Origin of the sequence: Pseudomonas sp. CBS (assembly GCF_024734645.1) — a bacterium.
Classification (GTDB): domain Bacteria; phylum Pseudomonadota; class Gammaproteobacteria; order Pseudomonadales; family Pseudomonadaceae; genus Aquipseudomonas.
Map to the genome: position 1 here is coordinate 1,594,662 of NZ_CP102929.1, position 21,487 is coordinate 1,616,148.

Here is a 21,487-nt window from a genome sequence, read left to right on the forward strand (position 1 = left end):
CTACAGTGGAATAGCGGCGCTGAAACTGGCGCCGACAGTGGAACAACAATAAATAATCACTGTGAGGGCTACCCAATGTCAGAACACGCTCAACCCCTGGACCCGGCACTCGGCGCACGCTCGAGCAACGACACGCAGAAAGTCATCTTCGCCTCCTCCCTCGGGACGGTGTTCGAGTGGTATGACTTTTTCCTCTACGGCGCCCTCGCGGCGGTGATCAGCAAGCAGTTCTTTGCCGGGGTCAACGACACCACGGCGTTTATCTTCGCCCTGATGGCCTTCGCGGCCGGCTTTGTGGTGCGCCCGTTCGGCGCCCTGGTGTTCGGTCGGCTGGGGGACATGATCGGCCGCAAGTACACCTTCCTCGCCACCATCGTCCTGATGGGCCTGGCAACCTTCTGCGTGGGCCTGCTACCGACCTATTCAAGCATCGGCATCGCCGCACCGATCATCCTCGTGGCACTGCGCATGCTCCAGGGCCTGGCGCTGGGCGGCGAGTACGGCGGCGCAGCCACTTACGTGGCCGAGCATGCACCGGCGGGCAAACGTGGCTTCCACACCAGCTGGATTCAATCCACCGCTACCCTCGGCCTGTTGCTGTCGCTGCTGGTGGTGCTGGCGTGCCGTTACTTCACCGGCGACCAGTTTGAAGTGTGGGGCTGGCGCCTGCCGTTCCTGCTGTCGATCGTGCTGTTGGGCATCTCCACCTGGATCCGCCTGAGCCTGCACGAGTCGCCGGCGTTCCTGAAAATGAAAGAGGAAGGCAAGGCCAGCAAGGCGCCGATCCGCGAGTCGTTCGGCAAATGGGAAAACCTCAAGATCGTGCTGATTGCGCTGTTCAGCATCAACGCCGGGCAAGCGGTGACGTTCTATGCCGCGCAGTTTTATGTGCTGTTCTTCCTCACGCAGTTTCTGAAGATGGACCCGGCACTGGCCAACATGCTGCTGATCATCAGCGTGGTGATTGGCGCGCCGTTCTTCATCTTCTTCGGCTGGCTCTCGGACAAGCTGGGGCGCAAGCCGGTGTTGATGGTCGGCCTGCTGCTGGCCACCGCGCTGTACTTCCCGATCTTCAAAGGCCTGGCCCACTACACCAACCCGGCGATGGACCATGCGAGCCGCCAGTCACCGATCACGGTGTTGGCGGACCCAGCCACCTGCACCTTCCAGTTCGACCCGGTGGGCAAGGCGCGGTTTGACAGTCCGTGCGACAAGGTCAAGACGTTCCTGGTGAAACAGGGCCTGCCGTACGAAAGCGCGGCCGCCCCGGCCGGCAGTGCGGTGCAGGTGAGCGTGGGTGATGTGCGTATCGATGGTTACGACGAAGCCGCCCTGAAAGGCGCGGTGACGCTGGCGGGTTATCCGCAGTCGGCTGACGTGGCGCAAGTCAACAAAACCATGGTGGTGGTGCTGATCGTCGCGCTGATCCTGATCGCCGCCATGTGCTACGGCCCGCTGGCGGCGCTGATGGTGGAGCTGTTCCCGACGCGTATCCGCTACACCTCGTTGTCGCTGCCTTACCACATTGGTAACGGCTGGTTTGGTGGGTTCCTGCCGACGGTGTCGTTTGCGCTGGTGGTGTACACCGGGGATATCTTCTATGGCTTGTGGTACCCGGTGGTGATTACCGGAGTGAGCCTGATCGTGGGGCTGATTTGCCTGAAAGAAACCAAGAACGTGGATATCGACAATAACTAAACGTCGATCCGGCTGACACTGGAGATTCAGTGTGGGAGCGGGCTTGCTCGCGAAAGCGGAGTGTCAGTCGCCGGATAGGTTGACTGATACACCGCTTTCGCGAGCAAGCCCGCTCCCACATTGGGTTTAGCACCAGACACACAAATTGCTGTATATCCATCCAGATAAAAGTTGCCCAATTCTGATTTATTGCCCATCCTGCTCCCCATTCAATTTCGTAACGAATGTGGTGACCATGCGGCTGTTCCTCTGTGAAAAACCGTCCCAGGCCAAGGATATCGCCGCCGTGCTCGGCGCGACTCGGCGTGGCGACGGTTGTTGGCTGGGTTCAGGCGTTACCGTGACCTGGTGCATCGGCCACCTGCTGGAAACCGCCCCGCCCGACAGCTACGACGCCAAGTACAAGCGCTGGGTGCTGGCCGACCTGCCAATCATTCCCGAGAAGTGGAAGATGCTGGTCAAGCCCAAGACCGCCAGCCAGTTCAAGGCAGTCAAGCGCCTGCTGGGGGAAGCCCAGGAACTGGTGATCGCCACCGATGCCGACCGCGAAGGCGAGATGATCGCCCGGGAGCTGGTGGAGCATTGCCGTTATCGCGGTCCCATCCAGCGGCTGTGGCTCTCGGCACTCGATGACGCATCCATCCGCAAGGCCCTGGCCTCATTGAAGCCCGGTGCTGAAACCTTCAGCCTCTACCATTCGGCCCTCGGCCGCTCCCGCGCCGACTGGCTGATCGGGATGAACATGAGCCGCCTGTTTACCCTGCTGGGCCAACAGTCCGGCTATCAGGGCGTGTTGCCGGTTGGGCGTGTGCAAACCCCGACCCTGCGCCTGGTGGTAGACCGGGACCGCAGCATTGCCGACTTTGTACCTGTTGCCTATTGGGCCATCGATGTGGATTTGCTCCACGACAACATCACCTTTACCGCACAATGGCGTGCGACCGAAGATGCCTGTGACGATCAGGGCCGTTGCCTCAATCCGGAGCTTGCCCGGGACGCGGCCAACGCCATGAGCAACGCCGCCAGTGCGCGACTGGTCAAACTGCGTACCGAGCGGATGCGCGACGTGGCGCCCCTGCCCTTCGACCTCGGCACCTTGCAGGAAATCTGCTCGAAGAAACTCGGCCTCGGCGCCCAGGAAACCCTGGATGTTGCGCAGTCGCTCTACGAAACCCACAAAGTGATTACCTACCCGCGCAGCGATTGCGGCTACCTGCCCCTTAGCCAGCACGGCGACGCGCCGAAAATTCTCGCGGCGCTGGGGCGGGCCGATCCGGCAGTGAACGCATTGATGCCGCACATGGACCCACAACGCCGCTCACGGGCCTGGAACGACGCCAAGGTCAGCGCGCACCACGGCATTATTCCCACCGGCGCCGGCAAGGATGTCGGGCAACTGACCGGCAAGCATCGCGCGGTATACACCCTGATTCGCGCCCGCTATCTCGCGCAGTTCCTGCCCAATCACGAATACGACCGCACCCAGGCAGACTTCGACTGCGCCGGTGAAGCCCTGCGGGCAGTTGGTAAAGTCATCGTCGAGCCTGGCTGGAAACGCGCATTGCCGGAAGCATTGGCGCCGGCCAAGGGCCGTGAAGCACCTGCGCCGCAGTCCTTGCCAAAACTGGTTCAAGGTCAGGATTACGCGGTGGCCAAGGTCAACCTCAAGGACCTGTGGACCCAGCCGCCCAAGCCCTTCACCGAAGGCGACCTGATCAAGGCGATGAAAAACGTCGCCAAGCTGGTGGAAGATCCGCTGCTCAAGCAAAAGCTCAAGGACACCACCGGGATCGGCACCGAAGCCACCCGCGCCGGGATCATCCAGGGCCTGCTGGATCGCGGTTACCTGGTGAAAAACGGCAAGGCGCTGTCGGCAACGCCTGCCGCGTTCAGCCTGATCGATGCAGTGCCACGGGCAATCGCCGACCCCGGCACTACGGCCATCTGGGAGCAGGCACTGGACATGGTGCAAAGCGGAGAGATGAGCCTGGAAGAGTTCGTCGCCAAACAGGCGGCGTGGATGAGCAAGCAAGTCACCCGCTGCACCGGCATGCGCCTGACCATCAGCGGTCCGGCCAGCCCGGCAGGACGTGGCGCTACACCGTGGAAAAACAAACGCAAACCGGCCAAGCGCAAGACGGCCACCAGCCCGAAGCGGGCGGCGAAACCGGCAAACAAAGGCTGAGAAGCACTAAAAAATCGCGACAATGACGTTTTTCGACGGGATGTATGCCGCTTTGGACCTTGCCCTGCTGCAGGCCATCCAGGATTCTGTAGGGCCTGCTAACCTCCCAACAATAACAACACCGGAGTGGCCTCCATGAAAACCGTTGCCCAAGTGCTGAAGTCCAAAGACCAGCAAAACCATCAAGTCCACACCATCCCCCACGACCATACGGTATTTGAGGCCTTGATCGTGATGGCTTCGAAAAACGTCGGGGCCTTGCCAGTGCTCCAGGACGGGAAGGTGGTGGGCATCATCAGTGAACGAGACTATGCCCGTAAGGTCATCCTCCATGGATTGTCTTCGGTGAAGACCAAAGCCCACGAGATCATGAATTCACCGGTGATCACCGTCGACACTCACCAGACTGTCGAGACTTGCATGACGATCATGACTGACCGACATCTGCGGCACCTGCCTGTGGTGGAGAACGGCGAGTTGCTTGGCCTGCTGTCCATCGGCGACCTGGTCAAGGAAGCGATTGCCGAACAGGCCGATCTGATCAAACAGCTGGAGCAATACATTCGCGGCGAATAATCATTGGGGAACCCATGCTCGATACCCTGCAACATCAAGTCGATAACCAGCTCGACAACCTGCACCGGGCCATGGCCGAACGGCGCTTCCTGGTGCTGACCGGTGCGGGTATCAGCACCTCTTCGGGGATTCCCGATTATCGCGACAGCGAAGGCGTGCGCCGGGGCAAGGCGCCGATGATGTACCAGGAGTTCCTCGCAAGCCCGGAGGCACGCCGTCGCTACTGGGCCCGGGCGATGCTCGGCTGGCCGAGAGTGCGTGTCGCGCAGCCGAACGCGGCGCATATCGCCCTGGCCACTCTGCAGCAACGCCAGCGCATTACCGGGCTGATCACCCAGAACGTCGACACCCTGCACGACCAGGCCGGCAGCCATGATGTGATCGAACTCCACGGCAGCCTGCACCGGGTGCTGTGCCTGGATTGCCAGCAGACCAGCGAACGGGATCTGATCCAACGCCAGATGGAAGCCGAGAATCCGTACCTGGCGGGGGTGGACGCGGTTCAGGCACCGGACGGTGACACCCTGCTGGACCCGGCCTTTGAAGGACGCTTCCAGGTGCCCCGCTGCCCCCATTGTGGCGGGCAACGGTTGAAGCCGGATGTGGTGTTTTTCGGTGAGAACGTCGCCCAGGGCACCGCCGCCAAGGCGATGGCAGCCGTGGATGAAGCGGAAGGCTTGCTGGTGGTGGGTTCGTCGTTGATGGCGTATTCAGCGTTTCGGTTGTGCAAGGCGATGGTTGAGCAGGGCAAGCCTGTGATTGCCATCAATCTGGGCAAGACACGGGGCGATGAGTTGCTGCAACTCAAGATCGAAGCCTCCTGCGAGCGCCTGCTGCCGTTGTTGGCAGAACGTCTGGGATAACCCAATCCTGCTTTTCTGTGGCGAGGGAGCTTGCTCCCGCTGGGCTGCGCAGCGGCCCTAAAACCGGCAACCGAATTATTCCTGAAAAACCGCAGTCAGCCTGACGGGGGCGCTTCGCACCCCAGCGGGAGCAAGCTCCCTCGCCACAAAAGCGTTGCCAAACCCTAGACTCACCCGCACAAAAAATGACGCCCAAGTCACGCATTCAGCTCTCATCCCCGTCCCACGGGGATTTATGTAGTGCTCGAAAATAATCACTACATAATCGTTGACGTAACCATTTTGTAATTGCATGATTCAAGCGTCTCCCGGATCGGGAGCGTTGGTAACAAGCGTTTTGAACAAGCTCGTCTGACCGCCGAGCTGTTTTTTCCGGATGTGCACTGCCCACAAGGCAGATTGATGAAGCTGACCGGCCCGAAAGGATCGGTACAAGGAGCTCAAACGCTGCTTGTCTTCGTTATGAAACCATTGCGTAGCAGTTCATCAGCAAGACTACATGCATCGGTTCAAGACCCTGCCCGTATTCGGCAGACAGTCGCTGACGCCCGGTTTTCTGAGCCGGAGACAACTTAGTAGTTTTAATGGATCAACTAAAGATCGCCAACTGGTCAAGGGGCTTACACATGAATCTGAACAACCAACCAACTATCGATGAATTGGCTGAGATGTTCGCAGCGCAGAAAGACACGCTCGACGACCATATCCTCTGGATTGGTAAATCGGGCCAGGTCCATATTGACTGCCTGGCGCCCCATACCGTGGAAGAAGAGTTCGACAGGAATAACCGTGAACTGGCAGCGCGCCTGAAGATGTACCGCCGCGGCCAGGGTTATGTCGGCAAGAAAGCCGCCGCTGATCGCAACTTTATCGAGCAGGTCTTTCATACACTTAATACCGAGTGGCAGAACCTTAAAGGCCATTCGCAAGTTAAGGTAATCGACAGATACTGCTGATAACTACGCACTGATCACTTAAGCCTGCTCGCTTGAACGAGCAGGCTTTTTTATTGCCGGCTGTTATTGCAACAACGCCGGAAAACGCCCCTTCCCCGCTTCATCGCAAAAAATATCAAACATGGCCTGGGCCGCTGCCGAAAGTTCGTGCCCCGGCTTGGTCAATACACCAATCGGCCGTTCAATCACCGGATCGCTCAAGGTGATGCAATGGGCGCCTGCCTCCTGCATTTGTCGCGCGCACAACGCCGGCACCGCACTGACGCCCAAGCCACTGGCAACCATCTTGCCCACCGTCGCCAGTTGATGGCTCTCCAGGGCGACCGGCAGCTTCATGTCCAGCGCTTTCAGGTGTTCTTCCAGCATCACCCGCACCGTGGACGGTCGCTGCAAGGTGATGAAGGGTTGTTCCAGCAGGGTGTGCCAGTCGATATCGGACCGGCGCGCCAACGCCGAGTCACCGGGCACTACCGCGACAAAGCGGTCCACATACAGCGGGGTGAACACCAGCGACGAGCTTTCCGTAGGCTCAAACGCCACGCCAAGCTCCACCTGGCGATCCCGGACCATTTCCAGCACCTGCTCGTTGATCACGTCATTCACCGTCACGTTGACCTGGGGATAGCGCGCCCGAAAAATCTTCAGGATCGGCGGCAGTAGGTTCCCGGCAAACGACGGCATCGCTGCCACCGTCACCCGCCCGCGCTGCAAGGTGAAACGCTGGCGCAACTCATCCTCGGCATTGTCCCAATCGGCGATCAGGCGCCGGGCCAGGGGCAGTAGCGATTCTCCTTCGGGAGTCAGCGCGACATTGCGGGTATTGCGGCTGAACAAGCGCCCGCCGAGGCCTTCCTCCAGACCTTTTATGGTCAGGCTCAAGGCCGACTGGGAAAGATGCAAACGCTCACAGGCCGCCGCAAAGCTTAGGGTCTGGGCCACGGCAAGAAAGGCGCGCATCTGTTTAACTGTCATGAAGCTTCTCCCGATGGCTAGCGACTATGCTGTTTTTTAAATCAATCAACCTTAAAAAACAACTTAACAAATCAATCCGTCGGCGCAACACTCGGTTCATATGGCTGGCCCACAAACAATAAAAGAGGTGCATATGGCAGGTTTTGATAAACGCGTAGCGTCCTATGAAGAGGCGCTGGCAGGCCTGGAAGATGGCATGACGGTGCTGGCCGGAGGCTTTGGCCTGTGCGGCATCCCGGAAAACCTCATTGCCGAAATCAAGCGCAAAGGCACCCGTAACCTGACCGTGGTCTCCAATAACTGCGGCGTCGACGGCTTTGGCCTGGGCCTGCTGCTGGAAGGCAAGCAGATCAGTAAGGTCTTCGCGTCCTACGTCGGTGAAAACGCGCTGTTCGAGAAGCAACTGCTCAGCGGCGAAATCGAAGTGGTCCTGACGCCCCAAGGCACCCTCGCCGAAAAACTGCGCGCAGGCGGTGCCGGCATCCCGGCGTTCTTCACCGCCACCGGCGTCGGCACACCCGTCGCTGAAGGCAAGGAAACCCGCGAATTCAACGGTCGCCCGTACCTGATGGAAGAATCCATCACCGGCGACTTCGCCATCGTCAAAGGCTGGAAAGCCGACCACTTCGGCAACGTGATCTACCGCCACACCGCCCAGAACTTCAACCCGCTGGCCGCCACCGCCGGCAAGATCACCGTGGTCGAAGTCGAAGAAATCGTCGAACCGGGCGAGCTGGACCCGGCGCATATCCATACCCCAGGGATCTACGTCGACCGGATCATTTGCGGCACCTTCGAGAAGCGCATCGAACAGCGCACCCTCCGCAAATAATCCACCAGCCCAAATAATAAGGAGACAAACAATGGCTCTTACCCGCGAACAAATGGCTCAACGCGTCGCCCGCGAAATGCAGGACGGTTTCTACGTCAACCTCGGCATCGGCATCCCGACCCTGGTGGCCAACTATATCCCCGAGGGCATGGAAGTGATGCTGCAGTCGGAAAACGGCCTGCTGGGCATGGGCCCGTTTCCGACAGAAGAAACCATCGATGCCGACATGATCAACGCCGGCAAACAGACCGTCACCGCGCGCATTGGCGCATCGATATTCTCCTCGGCCGAATCCTTCGCGATGATTCGCGGCGGCCACGTCGACCTGACCGTGCTTGGCGCGTTTGAAGTCGACGTGCAAGGCAACATCGCCTCGTGGATGATCCCCGGCAAGCTGGTCAAGGGCATGGGCGGCGCAATGGACCTGGTGGCCGGGGCGGAGAACATCATCGTGATCATGACCCACGCGTCCAAGGACGGTGAATCCAAGTTGCTGAGCCAATGCAGCCTGCCGCTGACCGGCGCCAACTGCATCAAGCGTGTGCTGACGGACCTGGCTTACCTGGAAATCGAAAATGGCGCTTTTGTCCTCAAGGAACGCGCACCTGGCGTCAGTGTTGAAGAGATCGTCAGCAAGACAGCCGGTAAACTGATCGTCCCGGACCACGTTCCAGAAATGCACTTCCAGTGAGGACAGATTCCATGCAAGACGTCGTGATTGTTGCTGCCACCCGCACCGCCGTGGGCAGCTTCCAAGGTTCGCTGGCAAGCATCCCGGCCCCGGAGCTGGGGGCTGCGGTGATCCGTCGCCTGCTGGAGCAAACCGGCATCGACCCAGCGCTGGTGGATGAAGTGATCCTTGGCCAGGTGCTCACCGCCGGCAGCGGCCAGAACCCGGCCCGCCAGGCCTCGATCCTTGCCGGCCTGCCCCACGCCGTACCGGCCCTGACCCTGAACAAGGTCTGCGGCTCGGGCCTCAAGGCCCTGCACCTTGGCGCGCAAGCGATCCGTTGCGGTGACGCCGAGGTGATCATCGCCGGCGGCATGGAGAACATGAGCCTGGCCCCGTACGTATTGCCGGCCGCCCGCACCGGCCTGCGCATGGGCCACGCGAAAATGATCGACAGCATGATCACCGACGGCCTGTGGGATGCGTTCAACGACTACCACATGGGCATCACCGCCGAGAACTTGGTGGACAAGTACGGCATCAGCCGTGAAGCCCAGGACGCCTTCGCCGCCGCCTCCCAGCAAAAAGCCACCGCGGCCATTGAAGCCGGGCGTTTCAACGATGAGATCACGCCGATCCTGATTCCCCAGCGCAAGGGCGATCCAGTGGCCTTTGCGGTGGACGAACAGCCACGCGCCGGCACCACCGCCGAATCCCTGGCCAAGCTCAAGCCGGCCTTCAAGAAAGACGGCACCGTCACCGCCGGCAATGCGTCCAGCCTCAACGACGGCGCGGCTGCCGTGCTACTGATGAGCGCAGATAAAGCCAAAGCGCTCGGCTTGCCAGTGCTGGCCCGTATTGCCAGCTACGCCAACGCCGGCGTCGATCCCGCGATCATGGGCATTGGCCCGGTATCGGCCACCCGCCGCTGCCTGGACAAAGCCGGCTGGAGCCTGGGCGACCTGGACCTGATCGAAGCCAACGAAGCCTTCGCCGCGCAGTCACTGGCGGTGGGCAAAGAGCTGGAATGGGACGCGGCGAAGGTCAACGTCAACGGCGGCGCGATTGCCATCGGCCACCCGATTGGTGCATCAGGCTGCCGCGTGCTGGTGACCCTGCTGCATGAAATGATCAAGCGCGACGCCAAGAAAGGTTTGGCCACACTGTGCATTGGTGGCGGTCAGGGTGTAGCACTGGCGCTCGAGCGCAGCTGATTTAACGAGCAACATGGACGAGCCCGGCTGTGGCGAGGGGGCTTGTCCCCCGTTGGCCTGCGCAGCAGCCCCAGTACATTGACCTCGGTGTTTCAGGTAGAACTTCATCGCGGGTTTTAGGGGCCGCTGCGCGGCCCAACGGGGGACAAGCCCCCTCGCCACAGGACTGCGCTCAGTCAGTCCCGCCCCTGGGGCACCGCAAACACCGCACTTGCCCGCACTACCACCTTCTCCCCCACCTGAACGCTGACCGTGGCAAATGCCATCTGCCGCCCACGCTTGTGGTGTTCCAAGCGCACCTCGATCCACTCCCCCACTTGCACTGCTCCCAGGTAGTCGAGGGTCATGCTCGCGGTAATCAACGGTAGCGGTGGCTCGCTGGAAAACGCCATCGCGTAGCCCATCCCCACATCCGCCAGGGTGGCCAACACGCCGCCATGCACGGTGCCGCGCCCATTGGCGTGGCGGTTGTCCGCACGCAGGCCAATCTCCAACTGCACTCCTTCACCACGGCAGTACACCGGGCCCAGCAGGTCTAGCAAAGGGCTGCTGCGAGACAACGGGACAAAACCTTCGGGGACAACATGGGCGGTCATGGCGGATTCTTCCCTGGAATGAGCCTTGAGGTGTACCCCAGCCCTTGGGCGACGACTATCAAGATCAGCGCTGCAAATCCTCCACGATGCTTTGCGTTAATCCGCCGGACCCGGTTTAATCGCCACTTTTGCACACCCCAAGGAACTGTAATGCGCCACCCGGACGGCAAAACCTCTCTCCTGCTGATGCTGCTGGTCTTGACCGGCTGCTCGCCCAAAGACCATTCCGAAGCCACCGTCATCAGCGGCGAACAAGGCAAGGCCGGGGCGCAACTGGCCTACGAGCATGAGCTGAGCCTGTCGCTGCCCGTCGCCCTGCTTGCACCGCGCATGCAGGCCACCCGCGAGGCCTGCGAGTCGGCGCGGTTCGGCCCGTGCAATATTCTCGGTATCAAGCAAGACAGCGACGGCGGCCAGATGGTGCTACGCATTGCACCTGCCGGCGTTGAACCGTTGGTGACCATGGCGGCCGAAGGCGGCAAGCTGGGGCAGCGGATCACTACCGCCGAAGACCTGGCCGATGCCGTCGCCGATGTGCAGCGTCGTCAGGAGCGCTTGCTGGCCCAGCAGCAGCGCCTGGATGAACTGGCCAAGCGCAAGGACATCACCGTGGGCGACCTGATCACCTTGAGCAAGGAGCAGGCGAATATCGAAAACGACCTGCAGGAGCTGGCCCAGGCCGCCGCAGGCCAAAAGCGTCGCCTGGACACCAACCGCGTGACCCTGAATTTCAGCACCTCCGACGGACTGCAACAGCAGTCACGCCTGAGCCGCATGTTCAGCAACCTGGGCGAAAACCTGGTGGACGGCACCGCCGACGCCCTGGAGCGCGCCAGCTACGTATTGCCGTTCGTGATCCTGGCCTTCCCGGTGTTGTGGCTGTGGGTGTGGCTGTGGCGCAAGTTGGTCAAGCGTCGCCCCTAACGCTTCATGCAACGCTGATAACGCTCATCCACGCGCTTGGCGAACCAGGCGGTGGTGAGGTTGCGGGTGATCTTCGGGCTTTTCAGCACGATGCCCGGCAAGATGGCTCGCGGCACCGGTTTGCCGGCGGCCTTGTCGGCCAGGGCGAACACACGCTGGTACAGGGTGGTGTCTTCAAAATCCAGGCGCTCACCCTGCTCCAACTGACTGCGGATGCTCGGGTTGCGCATGTCCAGCGCCTTGCCCAGTGAGCGCACTGCCAGCTCGGTGGTGCCTGGCAGGAACGAGCCGTAGTTGATCAAGTCGCCGTCCAGCGCCAGCGTGGTCCCCGAGACCCGGCTGACCGCCGCCTGGAATGCCGCATTGCGGCTGGCGTACCAACCCGCATTGAAATCGGCGAAGCGGTACAGCATCTGGTCGTAATTCACCGGGTAGCCCAGCAAATGGGTGATGCCAAAGTACATGCCGCCGCGGCGGGTAAACACTTCCCTACGGATGCTGCCGTCCACGGTGTAGGGATAATCCCGGGCCTGCTTCTGTGCGAAGTCGATGCTGACCTGCATCGGGCCGGCGGTATGCACCGGGTTGAAGCCGCCAAACAGGGTGTTGCCCAAGGGCACGACACTGATGAAGTCGTCAAAGATTCCACTCAAGTCCCGCTCGGTGCGCGCAGCGCTCAAGCGCTCGGCGTAGGACTTGCCGGTGGGCGAGCGCAGTTGCAGCGCCGTGCGCACCAGCACCGCCGGCACATGGACTTTAGCGGCGCGGCGCAGGATTTCGTCCTGGGCGATCTTGCCCATGCTCGGTACCGGCGGGTCGACCTGATAGGTGGACTCCTGCTCGGTCACGGCCAATACCGCGCAGATGTTTTCCGTGCTGGGGTAGATTTTCTGCGTGTTGAAGGCGGTGTAGATGTCCTGGGCCCAGCCGCCACGATCCGGCACGCTGGCCGGCATTAGCCGCACGATCTGCGCCTTTACCTCAGCTTCTCTGCGCTCGGGCAATTGCTGGGTGCGCTGGCTGGAGCAGCCGGCCAGCACCAGCAAGGTGGTGAGGCACAGGATCAGGCGGGATGAATGCATGGGGCTTCCTTGGGTGACGATGGGCCAGTCTTGGCAGATATCGACCGGTAAGTCTAACCGGGGTTCGCCGACCTCGTTCAACGGCCTCCTGGCTCCAGCGCGCTATCCAGCATCACGTAGCACATCTGCAAAAAAATATAACCTGTCAACTATCACAGTTGTGGCAGGTTTTTTTTCACGTTTAACTGATATTCGGGCGACGCTGACGTCCCTGTTCGAAGCGCTGACGCAGCCCCTGGATGACCAAAAGGTATTTATCAGTGACGGCGTATTTGTTCAGGTATTGCGACCGCTAACCAATCTTCACTCTCGTAAAAAGGAGATTGTTTATGTCAGTCGAACATTATGCGGAATGGGCGGGACCGCTTCAGGGTTACACCGCCGACGACTATTTATACGGAATGCAGGGCCCATGGCCGAAAGCCAACACCTTGGCCGGTGAGTTGCCGGCCATGATAAAAAGAGTCCCCAAGGCTCAGATCGATGACTTTCGCATCGATGTGGTATCCCACTACCTTAAAACCTTGAAGGTCGGCCGCGTCAAAATACTCTTGAAGATGCTTGCGGGTGATTACAAGCTACGGCCGGTTTCCGACTTACTGTTTGCGCAACAATTATTTTATGGAACCCTGAGCAAATTGCTGACTCCGGTGCACACGGAGGATGCCCGCGAATTCCCAGGACTACTGAATTCCGACGATTTGTTTGATAGTCACGGCGAACCTAAATATCTGAAAATCGACACAGTGAGCATGAACCGCTGGGACCCCCTGCACGGCATTCATTCGGCGCCCAGCCTGACGTTATTCAAGCGTGACAGCAACAACTCCGGCACTGTGCTGGCCATAAAAACAAATGGTCTGGTATTAACGCCAGACGACAAAAACGCCTGGGAACTGGCCAAATATTTTGTACTGCAAGGCGCCCTGTGTTTGACCACCTTGTTGACTCATCCCCGGCTGCACTTCCCGGTGGATACCATCAGCGCCATCAGTTTAACGGCGCTGCCCAAGGAGCATTTGCTCTTTAAGCTGTTGGCTCCCCACACCAGAATTCAACTGGCAATTAATCAAGCCGTGTCGTTACAACCGTACTCCGTCGCTCATAACAATCAGTTCCTGCCCTATACACCGTATCCTGGATGGGGAAATGTTCCGGTTATTGATGAAGGTCGCGGATGGACGGGGCTGATGACCGATGCCTTTTCCGGGATTGAAGGCAATAGTAGCTATCCACCCTACACGTTCCCTCTGGTTCCGGAAAAAATATGGTCAGACTTTGACGACTTCATCAGGGGCTATTACGACGTAATATTTGACTTTGTAAGTGCGGCGACCTCTTACATCGACGTTGACGATCCCGTTATAACTTACTGGAGCGATGCCATCGCCGCTTGGGTGACTGGTTTCCCGGCACACCAGCGCCTGAGAGAAGGCGATACATTCGCCAGGGCAATCGCTTATTTCATCTGGGATGTCACGGTTGCACATTCGGCAGATCATGGAGCAATGGGTCATTACCAGCAGAATATCTTCCCGTTAAGACTTCGCGTGCCTGCGCCGTCCAGCAAAACCATTCCACCGATCAATAGACGAAAGTTGGTGACGTTTGGCGACACGCTGCGCAACCGCCTCTGTTTTAAAATGTACTTTGGCCCACCCCAGGGCACTCAGCATTTGCATGACACGTGGTACGGCTTTGGAATCGCCGAACTGGATGAGCTGAATAAACGTTTTTTGCGCGAACTGAAGCGCTTCGATGAGGGCATTACCGGTCGGCGTTTTATAGCCCTCAAGGATATAGCCAGCAGCATTAACTTCTGACTGGCACGCGCGGCGGCCCAGACATTGGCCGCCGCACACGCCCTTGACCACCAGGCCTTGAGTAACTCAGATCCCGGCGAGTGCCAGGTCCATCGCAAAGTAGGTGAAGATCAAGTCCGCCCCAGCGCGCTTGATCGACCCCAGGGTTTCCCGCACCACGCGGGCTTCATCGATCGCGCCCGCCTGGGCACCGAACTTGATCATCGCGTACTCGCCGCTGACCTGGTACGCCGCCACCGGCAAACGCGAGGCTTCGCGAATGTCGCGGATGATGTCCAGGTACGCGCCGGCCGGCTTGACCATCAGCGCATCCGCGCCCTCCTGTTCATCCAACAACGATTCACGCACCGCTTCGCGGCGGTTCATCGGGTTCATCTGGTAGCTCTTGCGGTCGCCCTTGAGCGCGCTCCCCCCGGCTTCGCGGAACGGGCCGTAGAGGGCCGAGGCAAACTTGGTGGAATAGGCCATGATCGGAATATGGCTGAAGCCTGCTTCATCCAGCGCGCGGCGAATGGCCTGGACCTGTCCGTCCATTGCAGCGGATGGCGCAATCACATCGGCACCGGCGCGGGCGGCGGCCACGGCTTGTTTGCCGAGGTTGACCAGGGTGCGGTCATTGTCGACCTCAGCGCCGTGCATCACGCCGCAATGGCCGTGGTCGGTGTACTCGCAGAAGCAGGTGTCGGACATCACGATCATTTCCGGCACCGCTTCCTTGATGATCGAGGACATGCGCGAGACCAGGCCACGTTCTTGCCAGGTGTCGCTGCCGGAGGCGTCGAGGTGATGGGACACACCGAAGGTCATCACCGACTTGATCCCGGCTTTTGCATAGCGCTCGATCTCACCCGCCAGCTTCGACTCAGGAATGCGCTGCACCCCGGGCATGCTGGTGATCGGCACGAAGTCGTCGATTTCTTCTTCAACGAAGATCGGCAGCACCAGGTCATTGAGGGTGAATTCGCTTTCCTGGAACAAGCCACGCAACTCCGCAGAGCGGCGCAGGCGGCGTGGACGGGCTTCGGGGAACTGGCTGGACATTGATGCTCCTGAAAAAGGCAGGACGAAAAAAACATTGGGGCGAAAGCTTATGCCTCGTACACCGCAGAGTACAAACGCCAAGTGCGGAACAGTTTATTGCAGGCCAGGTAACAATTGCATTGATCTAGAGCTGTACACGCCCGTCAATGCAAACGGCCACCGCACCGCCGACCCAGATTTCCTCGCCGCTCTGTTCGACGCGGATTCGCCCGGCGCGGCCCATGGCGGTGCCCTGGCTGACCACATAGCGGCTGGGCGCCAGGCCTTCGCCGAGCAACCACTGGGCGACACCGGCGTTCAAGCTGCCGGTGGCCGGGTCTTCCGGGGCACCGTCGCCGGCAATGAAGGCCCGCACTTCAAATTGCGCCTCGTCACCGTCCCGCCCGGGGTTCCACGGAGCGATCACGCCCACGGCCAGACCCTGCAACTGCGCGTAATCCGGATGCAGCGCCAGTACCTGCTCGCGATCCTCCAGCATGACCGCCAGCCAACCTGCGCCGTTATCCACCCACTGGCTACGCACAATCGCCCCGGGTTCAAGGCCCAATCCCCGCCGCACGCGCTCAACCAACTCGCACTCCAGCGGTCCGGAGCGCTGCAGTGGTGGCGCAATAAACGCCAGTTCATCTCCCTGGCGGCGGATGCGCACCAGGCCGATCTCACATTCCTGGATGATCTCCTCCCCTGCTGGTTGGCCGCCGGCCTGCAGCCAGGCATGGCAACTGCCGAGGGTCGGATGGCCGGCAAACGGCAGTTCCTGCAGGGTGGTGAAGATTCTTACGCGGTAGTCCGCCCGTGGATCACGGGGCTTGAGCAAAAACGTGGTCTCACTGAGGTTGGTCCAGTTGGCGAAATCCGCCATTTGCTGGTCGCTCAGGCTGTCGGCGCCCAGCACCACCGCCAGCGGGTTGCCCTTTAAGGCCACGTTGCTGAAGACGTCGAGCTGTTTGAAGTCGAAGGAAGGCATGCAGGTCCTTAAGCTGGGATGTTCAAGCCACGGATCACCGCAGGCCGGGCGACGAATCCGTCCAGCGCCCGCAGCACGTTCGGGAAGTCGGTAATGCCGACCAGGTCGCCGGACTCGTAGAAACCAATCAGGTTGCGCACCCACGGAAAGGTGGCGATGTCGGCAATGCTGTACTCGTCGCCCATGATCCAGGTGCGCCCCAGCAGGCGCTTTTCCAGCACTTCCAGCAAGCGGCGCGCCTCGGCGACGTAGCGGTCACGCGGGCGTTTGTCCTCGTAGGCCGCGCCGGCGAATTTGTTGAAGAACCCCACCTGGCCAAACATCGGCCCGATGCCGGCCATCTGGAACATCAGCCACTGGATCGTCTCGTAACGCATTGCCGGGTCTTCGGGCAGCAACTCGCCGCTCTTTTCGGCAAGGTAGATCAGGATCGCGCCCGACTCGAACAAGCCCAGCGCCTGGCCGCCGGGGCCATTGGGGTCGATGATCGCCGGGATCTTGTTGTTGGGGTTCAACGACATGAATTCGGCGCTGAGCTGGTCCTGGGTCTCGAAGCTGACTTTGTGCGCCTCGTAAGGCAACCCGAGCTCCTCCAGCATGATCGACACCTTCACCCCGTTGGGCGTCGGCAAGGAATAGAGCTGCAGGCGCTCAGGATGCCGGGCCGGCCATTTGGCGGTGATGGGAAAGTCTGTCAGTGAGTTCATCGCAAAAGCCCAGTTAAAACCCTGATAATAGTGGCTGAACCGTCGGCGCGCACCCGACTTAAATCCGCAACATCCGCCGGTTAATCTCCTGCACTCGGCAGGGATGCCGCCCCATTGTCCACCTGTAACGAACCAAAGTGCCCGGTTGCACTCTTAAGTGCGACCCCAAGGAAGCCACTTTCACGACACGGAACACCTGGCTTGTCCGCCTTAACCCGCTGCACGAAGACTCGAGCCTCAATGACTATCAAGCCTCTGTGCCTTGCGAAACGCCTGAAACGCTACTCCTACATCCTGCTGCCGGTATTACTGGTAGGCGCCGCAGTCGGCCTGACCCTCGAATCCAGAATCAGCCGCGCCCAGCAGGTCGACGGCGTGCAAACCCTGGTGTTCCTGCGCCATGCCGAAAAACCCGCCGGCGGCCTCGGCCAGCTCAATTGCCAGGGTTTGAACCGCGCGATGAACCTGGCCAGCGTCCTGCCGGAAAAATTCGGCAAGGCTGACTTTGTGTTTGCCGCCAACCCGACCCGCAACGTCGAGGAAGGCGAGAAAGACAACTCCTACAGCTACATTCGCCCACTGATGACCATCAGCCCCAGCGCCATCAAGCTCGGGTTGCCGGTGAACATCAACTTCTCGGCCAATGACACCAGCGCCCTCGCCGATGAGCTGGTGGAAGACAAGTACCACAACGCCGTGATCTACACCGCCTGGTCCCACGGCTACCTGCCGGAGTTGATCAACAAGGTGGCCAGTGAAGCGGTAGGCGAAAAACATGTGATTACCGACGATTGGTCCGGCACTGATTTCGACACCTTGTACGTGCTGACGCTGACCTGGCACAACGGCAAGGCCACGCTGCTGAGCCGCAATTACAAGCAAGGGCTGGATAACGGCGAGCAGAGTTGCCCGGATGCAACGCAGGTTAGCGCCGATATCTGAGTGCCACAGCGTATGATGCTGCGCTATTGACTCAGCTGCGGATCATCCACATGTCCAACCTCTCCTCCACCCAGCCTGCCCGGGGCTGGTCCTTCTGGTGGAAACCAGCGCTGTTCCTGCTGGTAGCCTGCATCGGCCTCTACTACGTGAAGTGGTCGCCCTACTACGCCAAGGCGTTTATTGCGGCAGATAATCACAGCATCGGCGCGTCGATTCTCAACGACCAGCAAAGCGCGCCACTGGCCGCTGCGTTGGCCTACGCCCAGGTGTATTTCCTGGCGATCTGGAAAGCCGCTGTACTGGCGGTCATTCTTGGCTCATTGCTGCAAGTGCTGATCCCGCGAGACTGGCTGTTGCGCCTGTTTGGTCGCGCCGGCCTGGGTTCCACCCTGCGTGGCGGGCTCTTCGCCTTGCCAGGGATGATGTGCAGTTGCTGCGCCGCCCCAGTGACCGCCGGTATGCGTCGGCAGAAGGTGTCGGTGGGCGCGGCGCTGGCGTTCTGGATTGCCAACCCCGTGTTGAACCCGGCGACGCTGGTGTTCATGGGTTTTGTGCTGGGCTGGGGCTTTACCGCCCTGCGGTTGGTGGCCGGGATCGTGCTGGTGGTGGGTGTGTCGCTGGTGGCGCAACGCATCGCGCGGCCGGAGCAGGTGCCGGAAGCGGCGCTGGACGCCGTGGCCCAAGCCAGCCTTACCGAAACCGAACCGTTCCTGAGCCGCTGGCTGCGCACCCTGTGGCAGCTGTTCTGGAGCACGATTCCGGTGTACATCCTGGCCGTGCTGATCCTCGGCGCGGCGCGGGTCTGGCTGTTTCCCCATGTTGACGGCGCCATGGCCAACAGCCTGGTATGGCTGGTGCCGCTGGCGATTGTCGGCACGTTGTTCGTGATTCCGACTGCCGCCGAAATTCCGATTGTGCAGACCATGATGACCCTCGGCATGGGTACCGGCCCGGCCGTGGCCTTGCTGATGACCCTGCCGAGCGTGAGCCTGCCGTCGCTGCTGATGCTGCGCAAGGACTTCGACGCGCGGGTGCTGGTGACTGTGGCCGGGCTGACCATGCTGATGGGGGTGGTGTGTGGGCTGATCGGGGCGTTTATCCTGTAGTGATTGGGTGAGTTTGAGGGCCTCTTCGCGAGCAAGCCCGCTCCCTCATTCGACCGCGTTTATCCTGTAGGAATGCGGTCGAATGTGGGAGCGGGCTTGCTCGCGAAAGGGCCGGCCAACTCAATCAATTACTTACGCCGAGCGAGCCTGTCCCGGAAATACTCCACCACCGCCGCTTGCTCTCCCGCAAACTCGATGCGCGCACCTTTGCTTTCCCGCTGAAAGGCGTACATCGGGTCGTAATACTCACGCAACAACCCCTCAATCCAGCCACGGTGCAACTCCACCGCACCGCTGCGAGCTTGCTCCGCCAAGGCGTCCTGCATGATCGCGTACAACCGCGCAAACCGCTCGCCGCCCAGGCGCTTGTGGATATTGCCCAGGCTCTGGGTCAGGCGTTCGGCAAACAAGTCCTGGCCAGTCTCGCCAAACACCGTGACAAATTCGGCGCAAAGGTCCACCACGTAATCCTTCAGGATGCGCTCCACGCGGCCTTCAACGCTGTCTTCCAGCCAGACCATCGGAAAGCCCTGCATGCCCTTGTGCAAGGGTAATGGCAGGGCGCAACTGCCGATCATCCGGCTCTCATCCTCGACCACGAACTGCTCAATACCGGCGGCACGCTTTTTCAGCAGGTCCACCGCCAGGCGGTTTTCGAAGTCGATGTTGGAGGGTTGCGCCGTGGCGCGCTTGCCGAAGCTGGAACCGCGATGGTTGGCGTGGCCTTCCAGGTCCAGGGCGTTGTTCAACTGGCCGAGCACTTCGGTCTTGCCGGTGCCGGTCATGCCGCCCAGCAACACGAAGTCGCATTGCGCGGTGGCGCTTTCAACGGTGTCGAGCAGGAAGGTTCGCATGGCTTTGTAGCCACCGCCCACTCGCGGATAGTCGATACCCGCCTCGGTTTTCAACCATTGCTGGGCAATCTGCGAACGCATCCCGCCGCGAAAGCAGTACAGCAAGCCATCAGGATTGGCCTGGGCGAAGCGCGCCCAGTGTTCGATACGTTCGGCCTTGATCGCCCCGGACACCAGTTCGTGACCGAGAACAATGGCCGCCTGCTGGCCTTGCTGCTTGTAACAGGTGCCCACCCGTTCGCGCTCGTCGTCGGTCATCAACGGCAGGTTGATCACCCCGGGGAACGCGCCCTTGGTGAACTCGATCGGCGCGCGGGTATCCATCATCGGCCGGTCGTTGAGAAAGATATCGCGGTAATCGGTGATGTCGATGGGCATCAGAACACCTCTACCGCGTTGGTCTGTCGCTCAACCAGTTCGCCGATCGGCTCAAGGTTCAGGCCCAGTTCCGCCGCCACGGCAAGGAATTCGGCATTGCCTTCAGGCGTGACCGCCACCAGCAGGCCGCCGCTGGTTTGCGGGTCGCACAGCACGCGCTTGTGCAGTTCGTTCAGGCGCCCCAGCTTGCTGGCGTAGCTGTCGAAGTTGCGCAAGGTGCCGCCAGGCACGCAGCCCTGCTCCAGGTAGTACTCAACCCCGGGCAGGCGTGGGACTTTTTCGTATTCGATGCGGGCAGTCACATTGCTGCCGTCGGCCATTTCCACCAGGTGGCCCAACAGGCCGAAACCGGTGACGTCGGTCATGGCCGTGACACCGGCCAGCTTGCCAAAACGGCTGCCGGGTTTGTTGAGGGTGCACATCCAGTCACGGGCCAGGCCGATATCAGCCTCGCGCAACTTGCCCTTCTTTTCGGCGGTGGTGAGGATGCCGATACCCAAGGGTTTGGTCAGGTACAGCTGACAACCGGCGGTGGCGGTGTCGTTGCGCTTCATATGGCGTTTTTCCACCAGCCCGGTGACGGCCAGGCCGAAGATCGGCTCGGGGGCGTCGATGGAGTGGCCACCGGCCAGGGGAATCCCGGCAGCGTCACACACGGAGCGACCGCCGCGAATCACTTCCCGGGCAATTTCCGGGGCCAGCACGTTGACCGGCCAGCCGAGAATCGCGATGGCCATCAATGGATCGCCACCCATGGCGTAGATATCGCTGATGGCGTTGGTGGCGGCAATACGGCCGAAGTCGAAGGGATCATCGACAATCGGCATGAAAAAATCGGTGGTAGACACCACGCCGCGCTCGTCGTCGATGGCATACACCGCCGCGTCATCGCGCGAAGCGTTGCCTACCCAGAGCTTGGGGTCGAGGTTCTGTGCGCCACTGCCGGCGAGGATCACTTCCAGTACCTGAGGTGAGATCTTGCAACCGCAACCAGCACCGTGGCTGTATTGGGTCAGGCGAATCGGCTCGTTCATGGGTATCCCTCAAGGCGTCAAGTGGGCGGATTCTAGCAGACAGCAAAAGGCCGACTGCATGCAGTCG

General features: G+C 60.6%; 20 protein-coding genes. 12 read left to right on the forward strand and 8 right to left on the reverse strand.

The window, feature by feature from the left end; translation table 11 throughout:
* The first annotated feature begins 75 nt into the window (after window positions 1-75).
* From NVB75_RS07185 to NVB75_RS07205, 5 genes are all read left to right on the forward strand, one after another.
* Entirely contained in the window at window positions 76-1,698 is a 1,623-nt protein-coding gene (locus tag NVB75_RS07185) for an MFS transporter (protein ID WP_258346630.1), read from the forward strand.
* Window positions 1,699-1,933: 235 nt separating this feature from the next.
* Window positions 1,934-3,883 (forward strand): DNA topoisomerase III, encoded by a 1,950-nt coding sequence (locus NVB75_RS07190; protein ID WP_258346631.1) that lies wholly within the window; start codon window positions 1,934-1,936, stop codon window positions 3,881-3,883.
* Window positions 3,884-4,018: 135 nt separating this feature from the next.
* On the forward strand, window positions 4,019-4,459 hold the full coding sequence (locus NVB75_RS07195; protein WP_258346632.1) for a CBS domain-containing protein: 441 nt from the start codon (window positions 4,019-4,021) through the stop codon (window positions 4,457-4,459).
* Between the two features lie 14 nt (window positions 4,460-4,473).
* Window positions 4,474-5,322: an NAD-dependent protein deacetylase gene (locus NVB75_RS07200; RefSeq protein ID WP_258346633.1), complete on the forward strand. Its 849-nt coding sequence runs from the start codon at window positions 4,474-4,476 to the stop codon at window positions 5,320-5,322.
* 626 nt (window positions 5,323-5,948) lie between these two features.
* The gene (locus NVB75_RS07205) at window positions 5,949-6,278 is read left to right on the forward strand and encodes a hypothetical protein (protein ID WP_003211618.1); all 330 of its coding nucleotides are present in this window, start codon (window positions 5,949-5,951) and stop codon (window positions 6,276-6,278) included.
* A 63-nt stretch (window positions 6,279-6,341) separates the two neighbouring features.
* Here the strand turns inward: NVB75_RS07205 and NVB75_RS07210 are convergent, their stop codons facing one another.
* On the reverse strand, window positions 6,342-7,250 hold the full coding sequence (locus tag NVB75_RS07210; RefSeq protein ID WP_093198416.1) for a LysR family transcriptional regulator: 909 nt from the start codon (window positions 7,248-7,250) through the stop codon (window positions 6,342-6,344).
* Window positions 7,251-7,383: 133 nt separating this feature from the next.
* Here NVB75_RS07210 and NVB75_RS07215 point away from each other — a divergent pair, with 133 nt between their 5' ends.
* The 3 genes from NVB75_RS07215 to NVB75_RS07225 are packed head-to-tail and all read left to right on the forward strand — an operon-like array spanning window position 7,384 to window position 9,966.
* Entirely contained in the window at window positions 7,384-8,082 is a 699-nt protein-coding gene (locus NVB75_RS07215) for a CoA transferase subunit A (protein WP_063031241.1), read from the forward strand.
* A 31-nt stretch (window positions 8,083-8,113) separates the two neighbouring features.
* Complete coding sequence (locus tag NVB75_RS07220; RefSeq protein ID WP_003211625.1) at window positions 8,114-8,773, forward strand: CoA transferase subunit B; 660 nt, start codon at window positions 8,114-8,116, stop codon at window positions 8,771-8,773.
* 11 nt (window positions 8,774-8,784) lie between these two features.
* The gene (locus tag NVB75_RS07225) at window positions 8,785-9,966 is read left to right on the forward strand and encodes an acetyl-CoA C-acetyltransferase (protein WP_258346634.1); all 1,182 of its coding nucleotides are present in this window, start codon (window positions 8,785-8,787) and stop codon (window positions 9,964-9,966) included.
* A 176-nt stretch (window positions 9,967-10,142) separates the two neighbouring features.
* On the opposite strand, the gene NVB75_RS07230 is transcribed toward NVB75_RS07225, so the two are convergent.
* Window positions 10,143-10,562 (reverse strand): PaaI family thioesterase, encoded by a 420-nt coding sequence (locus tag NVB75_RS07230; RefSeq protein ID WP_258346635.1) that lies wholly within the window; start codon window positions 10,560-10,562, stop codon window positions 10,143-10,145.
* A gap of 150 nt (window positions 10,563-10,712) precedes the next feature.
* Here NVB75_RS07230 and NVB75_RS07235 point away from each other — a divergent pair, with 150 nt between their 5' ends.
* Window positions 10,713-11,486, forward strand: a complete 774-nt coding sequence (locus NVB75_RS07235) for a DUF4349 domain-containing protein (protein WP_258346637.1) — start codon at window positions 10,713-10,715, stop codon at window positions 11,484-11,486.
* On the opposite strand, the gene NVB75_RS07240 is transcribed toward NVB75_RS07235, so the two are convergent.
* Window positions 11,483-12,568, reverse strand: coding sequence for a DUF1615 domain-containing protein (locus NVB75_RS07240; protein WP_258346638.1), 1,086 nt, complete (start codon window positions 12,566-12,568; stop codon window positions 11,483-11,485). The genes NVB75_RS07235 and NVB75_RS07240 overlap by 4 nt on opposite strands.
* Before the next feature lie 329 nt (window positions 12,569-12,897).
* Here NVB75_RS07240 and NVB75_RS07245 point away from each other — a divergent pair, with 329 nt between their 5' ends.
* Window positions 12,898-14,391, forward strand: coding sequence for a hypothetical protein (locus tag NVB75_RS07245; protein WP_258346639.1), 1,494 nt, complete (start codon window positions 12,898-12,900; stop codon window positions 14,389-14,391).
* A gap of 66 nt (window positions 14,392-14,457) precedes the next feature.
* On the opposite strand, the gene hemB is transcribed toward NVB75_RS07245, so the two are convergent.
* The 3 genes from hemB to NVB75_RS07260 all read right to left on the reverse strand — a co-directional run bounded on the left by hemB (window position 14,458) and on the right by NVB75_RS07260 (window position 17,106).
* The gene (hemB, locus tag NVB75_RS07250; RefSeq protein WP_258346640.1) at window positions 14,458-15,432 is read right to left on the reverse strand and encodes a porphobilinogen synthase; all 975 of its coding nucleotides are present in this window, start codon (window positions 15,430-15,432) and stop codon (window positions 14,458-14,460) included.
* 124 nt (window positions 15,433-15,556) lie between these two features.
* Window positions 15,557-16,399, reverse strand: a complete 843-nt coding sequence (locus tag NVB75_RS07255) for a PhzF family phenazine biosynthesis protein (RefSeq protein WP_258346641.1) — start codon at window positions 16,397-16,399, stop codon at window positions 15,557-15,559.
* An 8-nt stretch (window positions 16,400-16,407) separates the two neighbouring features.
* Window positions 16,408-17,106, reverse strand: a complete 699-nt coding sequence (locus tag NVB75_RS07260; RefSeq protein ID WP_076016880.1) for a glutathione S-transferase N-terminal domain-containing protein — start codon at window positions 17,104-17,106, stop codon at window positions 16,408-16,410.
* Window positions 17,107-17,346: 240 nt separating this feature from the next.
* On the opposite strand from NVB75_RS07260, the gene NVB75_RS07265 reads away from it, so the two are divergent.
* Both NVB75_RS07265 and NVB75_RS07270 read left to right on the forward strand, forming a co-directional pair.
* Window positions 17,347-18,048: a histidine phosphatase family protein gene (locus NVB75_RS07265; RefSeq protein ID WP_258346642.1), complete on the forward strand. Its 702-nt coding sequence runs from the start codon at window positions 17,347-17,349 to the stop codon at window positions 18,046-18,048.
* Between the two features lie 50 nt (window positions 18,049-18,098).
* Complete coding sequence (locus NVB75_RS07270) at window positions 18,099-19,154, forward strand: permease (RefSeq protein ID WP_258346643.1); 1,056 nt, start codon at window positions 18,099-18,101, stop codon at window positions 19,152-19,154.
* Window positions 19,155-19,282: 128 nt separating this feature from the next.
* Here the strand turns inward: NVB75_RS07270 and mnmH are convergent, their stop codons facing one another.
* Window positions 19,283-20,386, reverse strand: coding sequence for a tRNA 2-selenouridine(34) synthase MnmH (gene mnmH / locus NVB75_RS07275; RefSeq protein WP_258346645.1), 1,104 nt, complete (start codon window positions 20,384-20,386; stop codon window positions 19,283-19,285).
* On the reverse strand, window positions 20,386-21,420 hold the full coding sequence (gene selD / locus NVB75_RS07280; protein ID WP_258346646.1) for a selenide, water dikinase SelD: 1,035 nt from the start codon (window positions 21,418-21,420) through the stop codon (window positions 20,386-20,388). The genes mnmH and selD overlap by 1 nt, the downstream gene beginning before the upstream one ends.
* Window positions 21,421-21,487 lie beyond the last annotated feature (67 nt).